Genomic DNA, 17,950 nt, shown 5'->3' with positions numbered 1-17,950 from the left:
GACGTGTTGTTATTGAGTGACGGTCTTGCAGCTGGTCAGCCAGGCGTCAGTGTCGATCTTCTGTTTTTGCAGGAAGGTCTTCTGATTCGCCCAGTGCGTGCGCAAGTAGGGTTTGAGGTCCTGAAGCTGTTTGTTGCGGGTGATGATTTCTTCCATCACCGGAACCTGTGCCTCGAGCAACGGCTGACCGTACAACGTCGCCGACTCCACCAGGCTGCTGGCGTAGTAACGGCTGAGTTTGTGCAGGCGATCCTTCTGCTCGTCGAGCTTGCCCTTGCGCATGTCGCAACTGGCGTCCTTTTCGGCGGCTTCGCAATTGAGCTTGTAGTTTTTCTGCAGGAAATCCACGTACTGGCCGTCGTCGAGCATCTTGGTGCACAGGAACGCACCCAGATTGAGGCTGGCGCGAATCGCCTGGTCGCGGGTTTCTTCCTGCTGCTGGTTGCTGGCGCGCAGCTGGTTTTCCAGGGCCTGGAGTTTTTCCTTCAGCGCTTTGTCTTCAACACCCGAGGCCAGCGTGTTCAGCGACTGAACCGTGCCTTTGTCAGCGGATTCGGTTTCCTTGCTGCCGGTGCCGAGTTTCTTCCAGCTGTTTTCGATACTGGCCACGCGTTCGCGAGAGGTCAGGGTCGGCGAGACCAATACCAGGCGCAGGCCGGTGGTTTTGTTTTTCACCTGGCCTTCGGCGTTGTAGTACGGCTCTTCCTTGCGCAACGCGGTGCGCAGGTCAGCCTGGGCGGTCAGGTAATTGCCGCCGCGCACGACGTAGCCACCGGCCTGGCCATGCTGGCGGTCGAGTTTGTTCAGGCGAAACGGCTCGAACATCATTTCGTCAACGTTGCCGAGCATGTCGTGAAGGCCCAGCGGATTGGGCTTTTGCAGACCGGACAACTGCAGTTTGCCGTTGGAAGATTGCGCCCCGGCGAACCACTCGTAAGCGTTGATGCCGTCGGGCATCGGGTAGCGTGTATCGCGGAATTCCGCCGCACCGACTTCCAGGCCACCGCGCGCGGCGAACTCCCACTCGACTTCCGTCGGCAAACGCAGGAAGCCCAGGGCGCCGTCTTCTTTCGGCAGCTTGCCGGCGGCGTTCTTGCGCAGCCACAGGTTGTACTTGTCAGCCGCTTCGACGGCTTGCACCCAGCTCACGGCCACTTGCGGCAGGCGCATCTTGGTCGCGGCGGTGGGGCAGGTTTCGTCGGTCAGGGCAGCGTACTGCAACTGACTCATCTCGTACTTGGCCATCAGGTAGTAGCGGGATTTGTCGTTCTTGGCGCCGGTGAAACTGCCGGCGATAAACGTCGGTCGAGTCTGTTCGACATAGCCGTATTCCGCACCGTCCTGACCGATGTTGATCGGGTAGTCGTCGAGCGGTCCGGTGACCGGAATGAACACCTTGCGAAACACCATCGAGCCTTCGCACGGCATCGGCAACACGACGTCGCTGGCTTCGGGCATCGGGTTGTAATACTTCTCTTCCCAGCCCGCCGCCGAAGCGTCGAGCAAGTAGCCCAGGCTCAGGGGCAACAGCAAGCCAAAACGTTTATAGCTCACGCAGACTCTCCGCAGGTTGGATGCTGATGGCTCGCACGGCGCCGATCACGGCCACCAGTGTAGCGACCAGAAAGGTCAGAAGCAGGGCGGCGAGGCCATGCCAGAGTGTGATGTGGCAGACAAAGGTGCCGGTGGCCTGGCTGCTGCCGAGCAAGTAGTCGAACAGATGACTGCCGACAGCGTAAAACCCCAATCCGCCGAGGTAGCCGGCCAGGCTCAGCAACAGCGCTTGCACGACCACGAAACCGGCGACAGCCGTGCGCTTGAACCCCAGCAGGCGCAGGACCGCGAGGCTTTTGCGCTTGCGGTCGATGTTGGCCAGGAACGCGCCGACCATCGACGCCACACAGCCAATCAATGCCGCCAGGGCAATAACACCGAAGATCAGCCCCAGCACATGGTTGATGGCTTTGACGTTGTCGATGTCGGCCAGTCGGCTCGACGTTTCGATGTGTTGTTCGTTGAGCCAGCGCTCCAGCGGCGCCACTTGGTCGATGTCGTTTGCATACACGCGGGCGCGGGCATACAGCGGTTGCAGATCACCCAGAGGCTTGCCGGTGGTGATGCCGAACGCACTGACCTGATAGCCATCGCGAAAGCGCTCCAGGTCCAGCAGCAACGGCGGGGCGACAAACCCGGCGGCGCGGCCGAAACGGGCGCCATCGAGAATCGCCAGCACGCTCAATGTCATCTCGCCGCGCTCATTCACGCCTTCCAGTCGACGCAGCACGCGCAGTTGCACGCGATCGCCGACCTTGGCCTGCAAGCGTTGCGCGGCGCGCGCACTAAGGATCACTTGATCGCCGGTGGGGTTGAGTTGCGGCAGGTTCAGTTGCGGGTCGCCGGGCTCGGTGGCGATGATTTCCGCGCCTTCGACGAAGCGTTGCATGCCGATCAGCAAATCCGCCTGGGTGTTGAGCGAACGGGTCTGGCCGAGGGCAAAACCGGTCTCGGGTCGCTGGCGCAGACGCTCGATCCAGGCACTGTCGTAGTTGCCGTTGCTGAGCATCTTCACTTCAAGGTTGCGCGGGTCGCGCAGCAGCTCGTCCTGCAACTGGCTGACCACCCCGTGCTTGAGGCCGAACAGCAGCAGCAACGGCGCGATCACCGCCACCAATGACGCGGCGATGCACAGCGACACCTTGCGGTCGTGCCACAGGTCTTGCAGGGCCAGGGTGCCCAGCAGGCGCAGTCGGTCAGTCCATCGGTTCAAACAGAGTCTCTCCCTGGCGGCTGATAGCGCCGAGTCGCGGCAAGCCGAAATCCTTCAACAAGGCCCAGTCATGGGATACCACGAGCGCACTCAGGCCCATGCTCGACACCAGGCTCAGCAGCAATTCAAACAGGCGCCGGGCGCTGTGCGGGTCGAGCGCGGCGGTCGGTTCGTCCGCCAACAGCAGCAGCGGTTCATGGGCAATGGCGCGAACGCAGGCCACGCGCTGGCGTTCGCCGATCGACAACGCCTGCGGCTTTTTATCCAGCAGTCCTTGCAGGCGCAATACCTCAACCGCGTGGTCGATGTGCGCGCTGTGTGCCGACATGCCGAGCAAACGGCGCGGCAGGCTGATGTTGTCGCGCACGCTCAGAAACGGCAGCAGGCCGCCACTTTGCAAAATGAACCCCAGGTGCCGCGAACGCACCGCCGCCAAAGCCGGTTGATCATCCGTGGCTAGCAATCGGGCGATGTCCTGATCCTGCGTTGCGCCCAGGCGAAAGCGCTCAAGCTCGACCGGCGCCAGCAGCAGGCCGATGGCCTCAAGCAATGTGCTTTTGCCGCTGCCGCTCTCGCCGGTGATGGCGAGGATTTCCCCGCCGCCGATCTGCAAGTGCGGCAGGCGCACGTGATGGGCCAGCGCGCCTTCACCACGGCGCACCAGCAGGTTCCTGATATCGAGCATGGGCGTCTCGTTAAGGCATCATTTCCAGAGGCACCGGGTACACGTTGTCCCGCGCATCGCTGTCCTTGGCCAACGCCACCCAACGGTCGACGTCAGCGTTGTAACGCTGGTAGTGCCGCAGTTTGGTGTTGAGCGTACGGATGAATTTCTCCTGCGCCAGACCGTCCCAGCTCTTCCAGGTATCTTCATCCAGGTTCAGCACTTCGCTCTGGTACGGCAGGTCTTCGAGGTACTCGCCGAGCACGCCCATGTCCGCCAGTTTGGCGTTGCTGTTCTGCTTGAGCTGATTCGGATCGGCGCCCATGGTCGCGGCCACCGAGCGCAGGCGGTCGAACATTTCCGTCGGCGAAATCAGGCCTTCGTTGGCAGCGTCGAGAATCTTCTTCATCACGTCGCTCAAGTCGCTGAGCTGGGACTTGGTCAGCAACACCCGCACGTCGGTGGTGGGGATGTTCTGCTTGATCAGGTCACGGTCGGTGATCCACGCCTTGAACACCGGCGGGGACTTGCTGTTGTTCTTCTCGCCCAGATAGGCCAGTTGCATGGCGTGGCCGATCAGTGCGGCGTCCTCGAGCATTTTCTTCTCGGCCGGGTCCTGCTTGGCGTTCGCCGCACTGCCGATGGCGTCTTCGCCCATGTAGGCGGCTTTCACCTGTGTAGTGATCGCGGTGGCCAGTGCGTCGACCTTGCGCCCGAACTCCTGCACATCACCCGCATTCACCGGGTAGTACAGCGAGGTGTTGGTGCCTGGGTAAGTCGACAGGTTCTGGTACTGCGCCTCGGCCTTGGCGTGATCCTTGACCCCGGCCGGGGTTTTCAAGTGCAGGGTGTAAATCGCCACGCCCGGGTTGGCAGCCTCAATACGCACCTGTGCAGCGCTCAAACCGGTCTTCGACAGTTTGTCGTCACCTTCGATGGCGCCCGCGTCGGTGATCAACACCACGTAGCGCGCACCGAATTGGCTCCAGTCGACCTTGTCGATGCTCTCCATGACGCCGGCAAAGGCATCCTCATCGAAGCTGCTGCTCGACACTTTGGCCTGTTTGAGGTCGGCGATCTTGGCGAAAAAGTCGGCGCTGTCTTTCACCTTGGTAGGGTCGGCGTACATCTTGGTGGTGTATTCCAGACCCGGCACCGCCTGGGTATTGGAACGGAAAGCCACCATGCCGAACTTGACCTGCTTGCCGAGGTTCTGCGATTCGATCTGCTGATAAACCTTGCGGATCGCTTCGCGGGTACGGTCGATGTACGGGTCCATCGAAATCGTCGAGTCGATGACAAACACCACCGCCGCGCTGAATTCCTTCAGTTGGCTGGCGGCCTTGTCTTCGGCCTCTTTGCCACCGGACGCATTTTTGCCGGCTGCGCCCTTGGTGTCTTTTTCGTCGGGCTTGCTGACCGATGCGACATTGAGCAGGCGCGTGCGAAAGCCCGCTTCGGTCATGACTTCTTCGCCGCTGAGCACGGGCAACAGGTAGAACTGCTTTTGCAGGTCGACGAAGTATTCAGGTTCTTCGGCCAGCACGCCGGGTGCTTGCTTGCCCTTTTTCAGCGTGGCGCGCAGCGGGGCGACTTTGCTCACCGGGTCCGGCGCATCGAGAATGCCTTCGACTGTGGCGCGTTCCTTGAAGAACAGCAGCCGGTCGCGGTTGGCCGGGTTGGTGAAGGCCAGGGTCAGTTGCATTTTCCAGTCGGTGGTGCAGCTTGCAGGCAGCCAGCCAATGGTTTTGCCATAACTGTCGGGGCCGACTTTCAGCCACTCGGCGTTTGCCGCCTGGGCGCGTTCGTACACGTAGAAACGGCTGAACACTGGTTGCGCCTCGCCTGCCGCACCGCCCGCCGTCGGGCTGATCTTGCAGCCCGGGGTGGTCAGCACGCGTTGGAACAAGGTCTTTTTACCGGCCTGGATCAGCGGTTTGTCATCAGCCTGGGACAACGGGCTGATGCACAGCGCCAACAGCGCGGCGCTGCTCAGCAGGAAACGACTCACGGGTGAACGCATCACTTCTGCAACTCCTCGAAACGCTGCTTGGCTTCGGCGTTGTTCGGGTCCTGGGTGAGGATCGTTTCGTACCAGTAGGCCGCGGTGGCGTTATCCGCTACCGGGAAGCACTTGCTGGCCTTCAGGTATTTCGGGTCGTATTCGCGGGCATAGGCATTGGCAATCAGCGCGTCACCGGCCTGGGCACGGTTGGCGTACAGACGCTGGGCGACGCCGCAGTGTTCGCCAGCCTTGGCTTCGTTGATGATTTCCAGCAGCTTGGCGCTGTCGGGTGCCGCCTTGATGCAGGTCTGGACGAAGGTCAGCTCGGGCAGGCTGTTCATGCTTTCCAGCGTGCAGGCTTGTGCGTCGGCACCGGCCGGTGCGGCGGCCGCGACCATCGGGGCAGGCGCCGGCGTGCGTTTGTAGAACCAGAACCCGGCCGCTGCCGCCAGCAGCAATACCAGTACAAGCGCGAGGCCGAGCAGGCCTTTGTTGCTCTTCTTCACCGGTGGCGGAGCAGGCGTGTATTCGCGTTCGTTGGGCACCGATTCCAGTTCGATTTCTGGCTCGGCGGTGGGCAAGGTCAATTCCGGCAGCTCCGGGATTTCCGGAATCTCAGGTGCTGGTGCAGCTGGCGCGGTCAAATCTGCGCCGCCATACGTCGAGCGCGTCTGACCACCCGCCGTGGACGGCAACAGCCCGACGCCTGGCCGGACCACGCCTTTGTCGGCATGCCCCAGGCTCTGTTCGCGCAGTTCGATCTGGAATTGCGAGTTGGCGCTGCCTTCCAGCAACGGGTTGACCACTTCCGGGCCGACCTGGGCTTCAAGAGCTTCGCCACTGGCTGCGACAGTGAAGCGCGAAACCTTGAACCAGAACGGGTTGTTGCTCCAGGCCTGTTGGTCCTGGAGGTAGAAACCGTCCTGGTTACGCTGAATGGAGAATTCCAGCTGTTCTTCGCCACCCTGCCATTTCTTCACAGTAAGGCAGGCCCGGCCAGGCACATTGGGCTCTAAGGCGAGCAGGTCGACACGAATTGGCATTGCTTATCTCGCTGCGAAGGCTGTGAGCACTTGGCCCAGCCGTTCGTTCTGTTCAGGGGTGATTTCGCGACCGGCACCATGGCCGGCGTTGTCCTGCGTGATACAGGCCAGGCCCGAAAGCCAGTCGCCGAGATACCGTTGCGCCTGGTTCGCCGGTTGCGGCGGCAGCTCCGGTACTTGTCCCGGACCGATGTCGGTATAGAACGAGAACAAGGGCGCTTTGGCACCGGTCCGGCTAGGTGGGCGCTCGCTCACGGGTTTCTGGAGGTAGCCGAACCAGGACACGAAATCGCGCAGCACGCGTTGTACTTCCAGTACCTGGCGCTCGACCAGTTGATCGCGACGCGCACCGCTCTGGGCACGCTTGAGGACGGCGCGGCTCAGTTGCCCCGGCAAATCCTGGCGATAACCGGCAGTGATCAGCTCGTCGACCACCGCTTCGAGCAAAGCCTTTTCCAGTCCCAGCAGGTTGAGCAGGCTTTGCCGGGTGGTCAGTTCGCGCAAGTGCGCGACCCAGGCCTTGAAGGCCGCTTTGGCAAAACGGTGTTCGTTGCTTTGCAGTTCCGGGACCGGCGTGTGGGGCTTGCTGCTGGCCGGTGTGCTGTCGGGGCTGGCGTCATCGCCGAAATCGAAATCGAAACCGGCGTCGTTACCGTACAGGCTCTGGCTCGGTGTCAGGGCGACCGGTTCATCGCTGACCGCTGGCTCGTCATCGGTTTCGTACACGCCGCTGAGGTACAGGTCGCGCACCTCTTCGCTCGGCATGTCGAGTTGATCGATGAGCTCGCCCAGCACCGCCGGACGACGGCCCAGGGTCGACAGAATCATCTGCGCCTGGGCTTTCTTGGCAGCGGCGGCGCCGTCACCGTCGGCGTGATACCAGGTGCTCAGGCCGTGCGTGGTCAGGCCTTCAAGGCATTCGTCCAGCTGCTCGCGGATGCGTTGCAGTTTGAATTCGATGTTAGCCACGCCCTTGAAACTGCCGCTGAAGTGACTGATGCCACCGTCATCGTTGCGCAGCATTTCTTTCCAGGTGTTGGCAGGATTGTTGACGTGTTTGCACACCAGCGCGTTGCTCGCAAAGCTTTCGCCCAGCGCATCGACGCGTTCCTGGTAACTGGCGTTGATCCCGGTTTCGGCGCCGCTGGCGTCCTGGACGATGAATGCCGCGTCCATGCGCGGTTTACGCACCAGGAAGGTGTTCTGGAACGGCGTGCCGGCCCAGTCGTTCATCCAGCTCAAGCTGCCGAAACGCTCCAGCATGGTCAGCTTGACCATGCCGTTCCAGCTCTCGTCGTACTGATCGGACGTCAGGCTCAGGGAGTTGGTGATGCGCAGGTCGAGCATGGTCAATGCCCAGATCAGACCGGTGTCGCGTTTGCTGCGAGCGGCCGCGTCGGCGCCCTGGGTTTTTTCGATCCAGCGCGTCAGCACCGGGCCAACGTCGTTGACGTCGCTTTGTTTGGTCGAGCCGGTGCACACCACCAGCGCGTTCATTTCCTGATTGTCGGTGTAGCGCTCAAACAGGTACGCGACCTTGCCACGCAGAATCAGCTGCGAGACGGAGTTGTCCTTGGTGGCGGATTCCGGGTCGCTGGAGTTGGCGATCTCGTGCAGCTTCTTGCGTCCGCGATAGCCGGGGAAGTCGAGCAGGTCGACCTGGTTGACGATGTCATCGGCCGGGGCTTCGATCAGGCCGAACGTCATTTCCGCCGTGAGTGCCGCCAGTTGCGCAACGGGAATGCCCTGGCTGTTTTGCAGGCGACCGTCGATGCGTGGCCGCACGTCGATCGGCAAGTCCCGCGGGCTGCCGAAGCGCTCGAGGATGTCGACGTTCATGATGCTGTCGCGCTGGCTGTAAGTGTCGTTTTCGAAACTCACCAAGGCCTTCAACGGCGCGAATACAGTTTCGGGCAGGCCCAGCTTGTGCAGTGCGCCGGCCAGTTGCTGATACACGCGCGTCAATTCGCTTTGCTCACCCCAAAGAATGGCGAACAGCTCGGCACGTTCCTGGAAATTCAGGCGTGGCGCGAGCTGCAAGGCTTTCGGCCAATACAGGTGCTCGAGTTTTTTCACCGAGTTACGGAAGTTGTCTCGCAGGTAATCCCACAGCGACACCAGATCGTCGGCGCTGACACCCGGCTGCATCGGCCCGGTCTCGCGGCCTTCGAACGGCTTGAGGACTCGCTGGATGCGTTCTTCGTCAATCTCGTAGGAAATCCGTTCAAGGTCGAAATCCTTGAACCAGGAGTTGGCGAGAATCTTCGCCAGCTCGATTTCCTTGAACAGCGTCAGTTCCACCGGGAAATCAGGGTCCTGGCTCGGTGTGGCCCGCCGGCTGAAGCGCGTCACCAGGCCGGTGGCTTCCTTGCCGCCACCCACCGGGTTGATGTGCTTGATGAAGTCCAGGCGCTGGCCGCCGAAATCGGTTTCCAGTTTGCCGTTCTGCCCGGCCGCGAGGGCCGAGATCAGATAGGACTTGCCCGCCTGGGACAAACCGAAAAAGCCGATGGTCATCGGCGTGCAGGCCACGCGACCGAGGCTGTGGGCCAGGTTGCGGGCGCGATGCAGGCGGATGTTCAGGTTGTCGGCTTCGCTGTCCAGACGTGGCGCGTTGACACGGGTCTGGCCAATCCATTCCAGCGCCTGACCGGCACCTTCATAAACAGCGGCCCAACGGGTAGAGAGCTGATGTTGATCGGGGGTCAGGTCATTCATTTGCGTTTCACACTTCCACTGTCGAGCCAGTACTTGGTCTCGCTCAGGCCGGCGTCGAGCATGGTGTTGAGTTCCAGCTCGAGGTCGCTGCGCGGGTTGAAGTTGACGTTGCTGCAGTTGGATTCGATGTTGCGTACCGAGAGGCGGTCGCTGACCAGATCCTGTTTGCGTGTGTACTTGTCCGCCGGTTTGACCTCGAAGCGCACCTTGAGCAGCGGCGCGCTGCCGTTTTCACCGATCGCACGGGAGAACTTCTCCCGACCGGCCTTGGTGAAACGCAAGGTGTACAGCGGCGAAGCGGCCCAGCGGTCGGCGGCCAGCTGACGGAAACCGAGACGCAGATCGCCGCGCATTTCCAGCTGAGGCGTGTCGGCGGCGTCGCCCGTGCCGATTTCCGGCAGCTTGATCTTGTAGTCTTCGGACTGAATGTCGCGGTACAGCACGTCGGCATCCTTGATCACGTTGTTCAGGTCGATAACGCCGATGTTTTTGACCGTCGAATACGGTTTGAGTGCCGAAGAGCGGAAGTAGAAGTTCGGCACACTGTGGTTGGCGCACAACAGGCACAGCATCGCGCCGACCGAAGCGGTGCTTTTCGGATCGTCGATGAGGCCGTTCTTGTGGAACGGGTACCAGCCGCCGGTGCGGTAGTTCTGCAACGCCAGGATGCGCCCCGGTGGCAGCGGCAACACCTTGCGGATGAACGCCTGAATGCCGGGCAGGCGCGAAGGGCGGCCGGTCAGCAGCAGGACATCGCACGGGTAATGCGCGACCACTTCACACAGCGCACCGAGGATCTTGGTGATGTTGATCTGATCGTTGAGGAATGCGGCATGGAGCTTTTGCAGGTCGAAGCTGATCAACGATTCGTAGAGGTCAAAGGCGCTTTGGCTGCCGACATCACGACGCACGGCGGCATTGACGTAATCGAGCACGGTCTGGCTGATTGCGTTGTCGCCCAGCAATTGGCGGTACGTCTGGGTGCTCACTTCCTGCTGGTCTTGCGGGTCGTAATGCTCGTAGGCCTTGAGCAGCGCCAGGCCCAGCGGGGCAAATACCTGCAGGTTCAGTTGCTGGCGCAGGATCATGTCCTGGGCGCTGACCGATTCATCGCCACACAGCCGCGACATCAGCGAGACGGGCGATTTGACCCCAGAGATCTGCAAGGCTTTTTCGAAGCTCGGCAGGACGAAGTCCTGAATCACGTCCAGCAGAATGTCGTCGCCGGCCACTTTGAAGCCATCGCGAAAACGCTGCTCGGGCACGATGTGCACGTTGCTGCCGCTGCCGGTGTTGCCGGCGCGGTCGAGGCGATAGTCGGTGATCACCAGGTCGGTGGTGCCACCGCCGATGTCGATGGTCGCCAGGGTGATGCGTTCACGGTCGGTTTTGTCCGGCCGGGCGAGGGTGTCGAAAAACTCTTCCGGGTGCCCGGCGAAGTTCTCGTTGACCTCGGTGTACAGGTACACCAACTGGCCGCAGGAGGCTTCGTCCCATTCGACGCGGATGCTCGGGATCGGCGTGCGTGGGCTGACGGCCTGGTCCTGATGCGGATCTTCCTCGCCGGCATGCCAGCCAAGGCTTTTCCACACCAGGCCGATGGCTTGCTGCATGCGTTCGTTGAGGATGCTGCGCTCGGCCTGCGGCATGCCCGGCGGCACGGTCAGGGTGATGCTGTTGAGCTGGCGCGGCACCCGGGTGTGACCCTGGCGCGAGCGCTGGGCCGGGCTGTTGATTTGCGACAGCGCCTGGGCCAGGACCTCGGCGAGCATGAACGTCATCAGCGAGCTGCGCGAATAACGCGGCATGAACACCGGCAGACGATCGTCTTCTTCAAGACTGTAAAGCGCCTCGCCGGTTTCATTGATCAGGTGCGAGAACGGCGCAGCAGTGGCGTACGGCTCGCTGTCGGTCTTGATGTACGAACAGTTGAAACGCCAGCCGTGGCCGTAGGCGTTTTCGTCCCACAGGTAGCGTTTCGGGCTGGACAGCCCGGTCGAGCCTTCGGTGCCGCGACGACGGCTGGCCAGGCGGCTGGCCTCATTGCCGACGCGGGCAATCGTCGCCCACTGGAACGCATCATGCCGGCCGCTTTTGACCGAACAGTGGTCCTTGCCGAAATACGCCTGAGCGAACTCAACGCGACTTTCGAACGGCTGATTGTAGGTGTGCTCTGGGGTGATCAGGTCACGCAGTTCCAGCACGTAATTCTGCTTCAGCCCCGAGCCGGCCTGGCCGTGGTTCTCGATCAGAATGCCGCAGGTGCGCGAGTTGCCGACGTCCAGCACCAGGTCCACCGGAATCGGTTTGACCAGGCCATTGCTGTCGTTGGCCACCACTTTGAGTTCAGGAATCTCGACTTTCGGCCGGGCAGTCGACTGTTCCGCCGCCGATGGCTTGCTCAGAAGGCTCAGCAAGTTGAGGTAGTGCGCCAGGTGATAGTTGGCGCGGATGTCGGTGTCCAGCTCTGCGCGCGAGCGGTGGGCATTGCCCTCGTTGAATACTTCCAGCAGCCACTCGTTGACCCACGGCTGGGCCAGGAACCAGCGGGTTTCGCTGGCCTTGGTCGCCAATTTGAAGGACACGCCGGAACTGATGTCTTCTTCGTTTGGCGCCAGGTAAGCGGTGCCGTCACGCTTGGGCATCACGCGGCTGTCGAACGCCATCGTCAGGCGATGGGTGTTGCCGTCGATGTCGGGCGTCGCCAGTTTCACCAGGCGCATGCGCGACCAGTTGGTCGGGCCTTCGTCGAAGCGGTGCGGCGGCATGAAGCGGAAAAACGGGGTCGGCAGCCAGACACCGTCCAGCAGTTCGAGGCTGCTTTTCATGTCGACGCTGAACGCCGGTTTGGCCTTTTCGACCTTTTCCGGCTCCGGCTCGTAGAAAAAGAAGTCTTTCTCTTCGTTGTATGACAGGCGGCAGATCAACCCGCTGATCATCGGCGCGAACTCGCCCGCCGGTTCTTTGCGAGGGTCCAGGCGCAGGGCGAAATCCATGAACTGGATGCCGGTGTCGCTGACCAGCGTGACGGTGTCTTCGAATTGGGTGACTTCAGGCAACATGTCGGGTTATTCCGTTTTTATTCGGCCACGTGCCGCATGGACATGGGGAATTGTTCTTTGCCGTAACCGCCGGTGCAGTCTGCGACTGTGGTCGCCCCTTTGCGGCAGTTGACCTTGGGCATGTCGTAAGTGCTGCCATCGGCGCACACGGCCTGGCCCTGGCTGTCGATGGCGAGGCTGCCGCCCTTCATAGTAGCGCTCACCGGCCCGGTGCATTTCGTGCCGTCGGCCTGGTGTACGGTGACTTCGCCCTTACCGTCCTTGAGCTGGTATTCAAGACGCAGCGGTTTGCCGGTCCGGCGGTCCTGAATACCGGCGCCGGCGCGGAACTGACCGTCGAGGAACTTGGCGGCACCGTCGGCGGCGTCCGGTGGAATGCTCAGGGGAGGGCCGGGTTTTGCGGCGGTGGATTTTTCGGCCTCGGGCGATGTGATATCCGGCGGCGCGGTTTTGTTTTCGGGCGGGGTGGCGGGCGATTCGGCTGCCGGGTCTTTGGCTGGGTCTTTGGCCAGGTCGGCCGGCGCTGCATCTGCCTCGTTGCCCTCGACCGCCGGCGCTTCCACTCCTTGGGTTTCGGTCACGGCGGTACCGGTGCCGGTTCCAGTGGTAGAGCCTACAACGGTGCCCGTCACCGGAACGCCGTTCAGCGTCGTGGCATTGCCGGTCAGTTGCGGTTCTTCCAGCTGTTTTTCCACCGGCACGATGCCCTCAGGCAGCAGGTCTACCGCCACCAACGGAATCGGCACGCAACCACGCAGACCAAGCAACAGCCACAAAAGCAGTAGCAGGAAGGGCAGCAGCAACAGCCACCACCAGCGACGCCACCACGGACGAGCAATCACCGGCACGACGGGCGCAACGACGGGCGCAACGACAGGCGCGGCTTCGACCACCGGGGGCAGCGTAAACGCGGGCGGAACCTGATAGAGGCAGTGCAGGGGATCGCGATTGCCGGTACCGGCATGCTCGAAACCCCAAAAGGTCAGCACCGGCTTGCCTTGCACCAGGTAGACGAAATTCTCATCGGGGAAATGAATCACGCGCTTGAGCAGCTTGCCGAACACGGCTTTGTCGCCTTGCTGCTGTTCGCCGGATTCAGTGCCCAGGAAACGCTGGCTCAATTCCTCGAGCGCGGTTTTCAGCGCTTCAAGTTGGCGGCGGGCAGGGGCGCGCTCTTCTTCGGTCGCGCTGCTCCACGGGATCACATCGCCGTCGAGGCCGCTGTACCAATCGATCTGGTTACCGAGCTCATCGCTTTGAGGGATGGCCAGATGATCGACCATTTCGGGGTTCTTGCGGCGAATGGCTTCGCGCAATTGCAGAGCCGCCCGGTATACCGGTTGACCTGTTTCGCCCAGGGCTGTGAATGACCCGCTCTTACCGCTGCGTAATAGTGCCCCGCGCATTCAAACTCCATATGTTCTGTTGCGCAAAAATGACAGACAAAGTTGTCTGTTCTTGCTCCTGCAATTAGCTGGCGACCTTAATGTCATAATGATGTCGCCGTCAATCATCCGGAGGTCCAAAACCGTATGAGACTAGCGTAAGCGTGCGGAGGTTGCATGGGGTCAATTTAAATTGGCTTGGGAAGGCTTGGGTGTAAGCTTTTTAAGCTTGCTGAATCGTTTCATCAGCGCTATAAAAAATGCACAACTCCAAGAAAGGCTTCCCCATGACTCCGCTCAAATTCGTCGTTGCCTTTGGCGCTCTGTCCGCCTCCCACGCCATGGCTTGGGATTACGTCCTGCTCGACAGCGACAAGGCTGCTCAAAACTGGCAGATCACCAGCCAGCAACTCGGTGTGAAAACCGACAAACCCTTCTCCGTGACCCTTCGTAACTTGCACGGTGGTCGGCAGGAGGGTGTCAGCATCGTCGACATCGATAACGGCACGATGAAACTCTCGGTGGTGCCGACCCGTGGTATGAACGTCCTGCAGGCATCGGTCGGCAATGTGCGCATGGGCTGGGATTCGCCGGTCAAGGACGTGGTCAATCCGTCCTTCATTGAGCTCAACGGTCGCGGCGGACTCGGCTGGCTCGAAGGTTTCAATGAGCTGGTCGCCCGTTGCGGCTACGAATGGGTCGGCCACCCCGGCGTCGACAACGGCGAACTGCTGACCCTGCATGGCCGCGCTGCCAACATTCCGGCCAGCACAGTCACGCTGCACATCGACGAAAAACCGCCTTATGCCATCAGCCTGCGCGGCGAGCTGAAAGAACAGGCCTTCAAGAAAGTCGACTTCTCGGTGATCACCGAGCTGGTCACCGAGCCCGGCAGCGCAGCGTTCACGCTCAACGATACCCTGACCAATAACGGCGACTACCCGAAGGAGTATCAGGCGCTGTACCACAGTAACTTCAGCACACCATTCCTGGAGCAGGGCGCGCGTTTCGTTGCGCCGGTCAAACAGGTGTCGCCGTTCAACGACAAGGCCAAAGGCGATCTGCCGGACTGGCAGACTTACCGCGCGCCGACCAAGGACTACGACGAAACGGTTTACAACGTGGTGCCGTATGGCGACGCCAAGGGTGACACGTTGACGGTGTTGCATAACAAGGCAGGTAGCCTGGGTGTTTCGGTCGGCTTTAACACTCAAACGCTGCCCGTGTTTTCGCTGTGGAAAAACACCGATACCCAAGGCCAGGGCTATGTCACCGGTCTCGAGCCGGGGACCAGCTTTTCCTATAACCGACGCTATCAGCGGCCGCTGGGGCTGGTGCCGACGATTGCGCCGAAGGAGCACAAGCAGTTTCAGATCAGTTACAGCTTGTTGGCGGACAAGGGCGCTGTGGACCAGGCGCTGAAACGGGTGAGTGATATTCAGGGCGGGCGGGAAACCGAGGTTCGGCAGACGCCGTTGGTGGATCTGACGAAGGAGTGATTTCATCAGCTGGAGGTTGGCCGGTATTGCAGCGCTTCAGCCAGATGACCACGAGTGATGCCATCGACCTGCTCAAGGTCTGCGAGGGTTCGTGCGACCTTGAGCAATCGATGCGCAGACCTCAACGACAGGGTCAGTCGTTCGCACGCTGTTTCCAGCCAGGTTTCGTCGATTGTGGATAACTTGCAGTGTTTGCGCAGGCCCGGCAGATCAAGGAAAGCGTTCGCGCAGCCTTGGCGTTTGTGTTGCCGCTCTCTGGCTTCGGCGACCAGCAACGCGGCGGTGGCGGTGTCATCGCCGGGTTTGAGTGCAGGATTCAGCGCCGTGGCTTCCCGGGCGACGGTCAGGTGCAGGTCGATACGGTCCAGCAGTGGCCCCGACAATTTATTGCGGTAGCGCTGGACCATGTCCGGTGTACAACTGCATTTGCCACTCGGTTCGCCAAGATATCCACAGGGGCACGGGTTCATCGCCGCCACCAATTGAAAGCGGGCCGGAAACCTCACGCGATCCTTGGCGCGGGAAATCACGATATGGCCGGACTCCAGCGGCTCTCGCAAAACCTCCAGCACCTTGCGGTCGAATTCCGGCAGTTCGTCGAGGAACAGAACGCCATGGTGGGCGAGGGTGATTTCGCCGGGTTGCGGCTTCGAACCGCCGCCCACCAGCGCCGGGCCGGAGGCGGAGTGATGGGGCTGGCGGAAGGGTCTTTGCGGCCAGTGGCTCAAGGGCACGCAACTGGTGACGGATTGAATGGCGGCGACTTCCAGTGCTTCATTTTCTGCCAATGGGGGAAGCAGTCCTGGCAAACGACTCGCCAGAAGGGTTTTTCCGGTGCCCGGTGGTCCGCTGAACAGCAAGTTATGAGCGCCCGCCGCCGCAATCAGCAATGCGCGTTTGGCTGAAAGTTGGCCCTGTACTTCGTTCAAGTCTGGATAGGGTTTGCTGGCGTAAAGCAAACCGTTGGACACGTAAGGCTCGACCGGTGTGTGCCCATTGAAGTGCGCGACCGCTTCCAGCAAATGATCCACCGCGATCACCTTCAACCCCGACGCCAGGCAAGCCTCCTCGGCATTCGCTCGCGGCACCATCAGCGAGCGTCCGGCCTTGCGTGCTGCCAGTGCGGCCGGCAACACGCCCCGCACGGCACGCACCGCGCCTGATAGCGCCAGTTCTCCCAGGCATTCCACATCATCCAGTGTCAGCGTTGGCACCTGCACGCTGGCTGAGAGAATCCCCAAGGCAATCGCCAGATCGAATCGTCCGCCGTCCTTCGGCAAATCAGCGGGGGCAAGATTCAGGGTGATACGCCGCGCCGGGAATTGCAGGCCTGAGTTGATGATCGCACTGCGTACCCGGTCCTTGCTTTCCTTCACCGCCGCTTCGGGCAGACCGACCATGGTCAGCGATGGCAGGCCGTTGGCCAAGTGGACTTCGACGGTGACGGCGGGCGCATCCACGCCGATTTGGGCGCGGCTGTGGACGATGGAGAGGGACATGGTCGTTCCTTGAGCTTTACGGGGGCCGCTTCCTGCGGGTTTTTTAAGGTTAGTCGGGAGGGCGTGATTTCGCGTGGCAGGTCGGAGGGCGAATTATCGCAGGGTGTTGCAAAGCATCAGCGGACGGGCTGGCAGACAAAAAAACCTCCATTCAGGCGGTTTCATTGGTAGACAGATTCAGGCTCTTTTTCCGGCAAGCAGGCCCGGAGGCTCAAGTTCTTTGCCGTGAGTCGCGGCGACGTCAAGGAATCGTTGTTGATTAGCTGAAATATTGCCAGCTAGCCGAAGCGCTTCCGCATGATATTGAACAATGAGCAACAGCCTGGCTTTTCGCTTTTTGTGGATCATGGACACCTCCAGTGCCTGGTGGCGGAGCTGATACTTTTAATCATGATTACCTGAAGAGCGTGAGGATTTTTCGGTTCTTCTCGCGGTCCTGTGAAATCACGCCAAACCTGTAGGAGCCGGCTTGCTGGCGATGGTCGTTAACGATAACGCGTGCTGTCTGGATCAACGCGGTGCACGTGCTTCCATCGCCAGCAAGCCGACTCCTACAAGAGACCGAGTACTCCCGGGATTTCATGAAGACCCTTTTTTGGGCTTCAGAATGCGTGATGCATTCTTGAAGCTCTTTTCCACCACGGGTGATTAGCCGGATTTTGTAGTGGCTCACCACTCGGCAACATTTTTGGAACATCCTGCAACCGAATCCACGGCTGGTTATTCCAGTGCAGCAAGCTCAGCGACATTTCCGGCCAGTTCAGCAGACTAAGGTTCGGGCGTTCGGGTGAGGTGGATTGTTCTGCGTCTCTCAGGGTTGGCACTACGTCGTGGGTCAGCCATTCGCGCAGGGCTCGGTGTTCGGGGCAGTAGTGGTAGATCAGTAGTGCGTAGACGCCGGATTCGCTGATCAGCAGGGCATCTTCGATGCTGCCGTGGATGAGCATTTGTGCGGACTGGCGTTGGTCGGGATCGAGTTTGCGGACGGCGCGGTCGTCGAGGTGGAGGCGCAGGAAGCGGCCGAGGTCGCGGGCGCTGAACCAGGGTTGGTTTTGGAGGAGGAGGGCGTGGAGGTGGAGTTTGTGGCGAGTGAAGACGTGGGGGATCAGATAGGCATTATCGCTATTCATTGATACAGCTCCTCTTGCTAAAAGGGCTGCCCGCAATCGTCGCCAAACAATTTGTATGGTCAGCCCATCTCCTGCAACCACGAGCGATGAGCGGTAAAGCGTGCTTGCGCTAATGTATCCGGGCTCATGGTCGGCAGTGTTGCCGCCTGGCCCTTGATGAGTAGTCGCTCCTGCCTGT

At 61.0% G+C, this 17,950-nt stretch carries 12 protein-coding genes; 1 reads left to right on the top strand and 11 read right to left on the bottom strand.

What is annotated here, in order from left to right:
• Positions 1-9 precede the first annotated feature (9 nt).
• The 8 genes from IB254_RS28205 to IB254_RS28170 are packed head-to-tail and all read right to left on the bottom strand — an operon-like array spanning position 10 to position 13,665.
• Positions 10-1,554, bottom strand: a complete 1,545-nt coding sequence (locus tag IB254_RS28205; RefSeq protein WP_008037965.1) for an SUMF1/EgtB/PvdO family nonheme iron enzyme — start codon at positions 1,552-1,554, stop codon at positions 10-12.
• Entirely contained in the window at positions 1,544-2,767 is a 1,224-nt protein-coding gene (locus IB254_RS28200; protein WP_192420676.1) for an ABC transporter permease, read from the bottom strand. Before IB254_RS28200 ends, IB254_RS28205 begins: the two co-directional genes overlap by 11 nt.
• Positions 2,751-3,452, bottom strand: a complete 702-nt coding sequence (locus tag IB254_RS28195) for an ABC transporter ATP-binding protein (RefSeq protein ID WP_008030527.1) — start codon at positions 3,450-3,452, stop codon at positions 2,751-2,753. The genes IB254_RS28200 and IB254_RS28195 overlap by 17 nt, the downstream gene beginning before the upstream one ends.
• Positions 3,453-3,462: 10 nt before the next feature.
• Complete coding sequence (locus IB254_RS28190; RefSeq protein WP_192420703.1) at positions 3,463-5,454, bottom strand: vWA domain-containing protein; 1,992 nt, start codon at positions 5,452-5,454, stop codon at positions 3,463-3,465.
• Positions 5,454-6,479 carry a hypothetical protein gene (locus tag IB254_RS28185; protein WP_192420674.1) on the bottom strand — a complete coding sequence of 342 codons (1,026 nt, stop codon included), beginning with the start codon at positions 6,477-6,479 and terminating at the stop codon, positions 5,454-5,456. The genes IB254_RS28190 and IB254_RS28185 overlap by 1 nt, the downstream gene beginning before the upstream one ends.
• A 3-nt stretch (positions 6,480-6,482) precedes the next feature.
• The gene (locus IB254_RS28180) at positions 6,483-9,197 is read right to left on the bottom strand and encodes a putative virulence factor (RefSeq protein WP_192420672.1); all 2,715 of its coding nucleotides are present in this window, start codon (positions 9,195-9,197) and stop codon (positions 6,483-6,485) included.
• Positions 9,194-12,259, bottom strand: coding sequence for a virulence factor SrfB (locus tag IB254_RS28175; protein ID WP_192420670.1), 3,066 nt, complete (start codon positions 12,257-12,259; stop codon positions 9,194-9,196). The genes IB254_RS28180 and IB254_RS28175 overlap by 4 nt, the downstream gene beginning before the upstream one ends.
• A gap of 17 nt (positions 12,260-12,276) precedes the next feature.
• On the bottom strand, positions 12,277-13,665 hold the full coding sequence (locus tag IB254_RS28170; RefSeq protein ID WP_192420668.1) for an SrfA family protein: 1,389 nt from the start codon (positions 13,663-13,665) through the stop codon (positions 12,277-12,279).
• 266 nt (positions 13,666-13,931) lie between these two features.
• Between IB254_RS28170 and IB254_RS28165 the strand changes: the two genes are divergently transcribed.
• Positions 13,932-15,143 carry an aldose 1-epimerase family protein gene (locus IB254_RS28165; RefSeq protein ID WP_192420666.1) on the top strand — a complete coding sequence of 404 codons (1,212 nt, stop codon included), beginning with the start codon at positions 13,932-13,934 and terminating at the stop codon, positions 15,141-15,143.
• A 5-nt stretch (positions 15,144-15,148) separates the two neighbouring features.
• Here the strand turns inward: IB254_RS28165 and IB254_RS28160 are convergent, their stop codons facing one another.
• The 3 genes from IB254_RS28160 to IB254_RS28150 all read right to left on the bottom strand — a co-directional run bounded on the left by IB254_RS28160 (position 15,149) and on the right by IB254_RS28150 (position 17,772).
• Positions 15,149-16,642, bottom strand: a complete 1,494-nt coding sequence (locus IB254_RS28160) for a YifB family Mg chelatase-like AAA ATPase (RefSeq protein WP_192420664.1) — start codon at positions 16,640-16,642, stop codon at positions 15,149-15,151.
• A 177-nt stretch (positions 16,643-16,819) separates the two neighbouring features.
• Positions 16,820-16,990 (bottom strand): hypothetical protein, encoded by a 171-nt coding sequence (locus IB254_RS28155; RefSeq protein WP_177318887.1) that lies wholly within the window; start codon positions 16,988-16,990, stop codon positions 16,820-16,822.
• Positions 16,991-17,244: 254 nt separating this feature from the next.
• Positions 17,245-17,772, bottom strand: coding sequence for a Bro-N domain-containing protein (locus IB254_RS28150; protein ID WP_192420662.1), 528 nt, complete (start codon positions 17,770-17,772; stop codon positions 17,245-17,247).
• Between the last annotated feature and the right edge of the window lie 178 nt (positions 17,773-17,950).

The organism is Pseudomonas sp. PDM03 (genome assembly GCF_014852385.1).
Lineage (GTDB): Bacteria > Pseudomonadota > Gammaproteobacteria > Pseudomonadales > Pseudomonadaceae > Aquipseudomonas > Aquipseudomonas migulae.
This window is presented reverse-complemented; position numbering and strand designations above follow the sequence as displayed.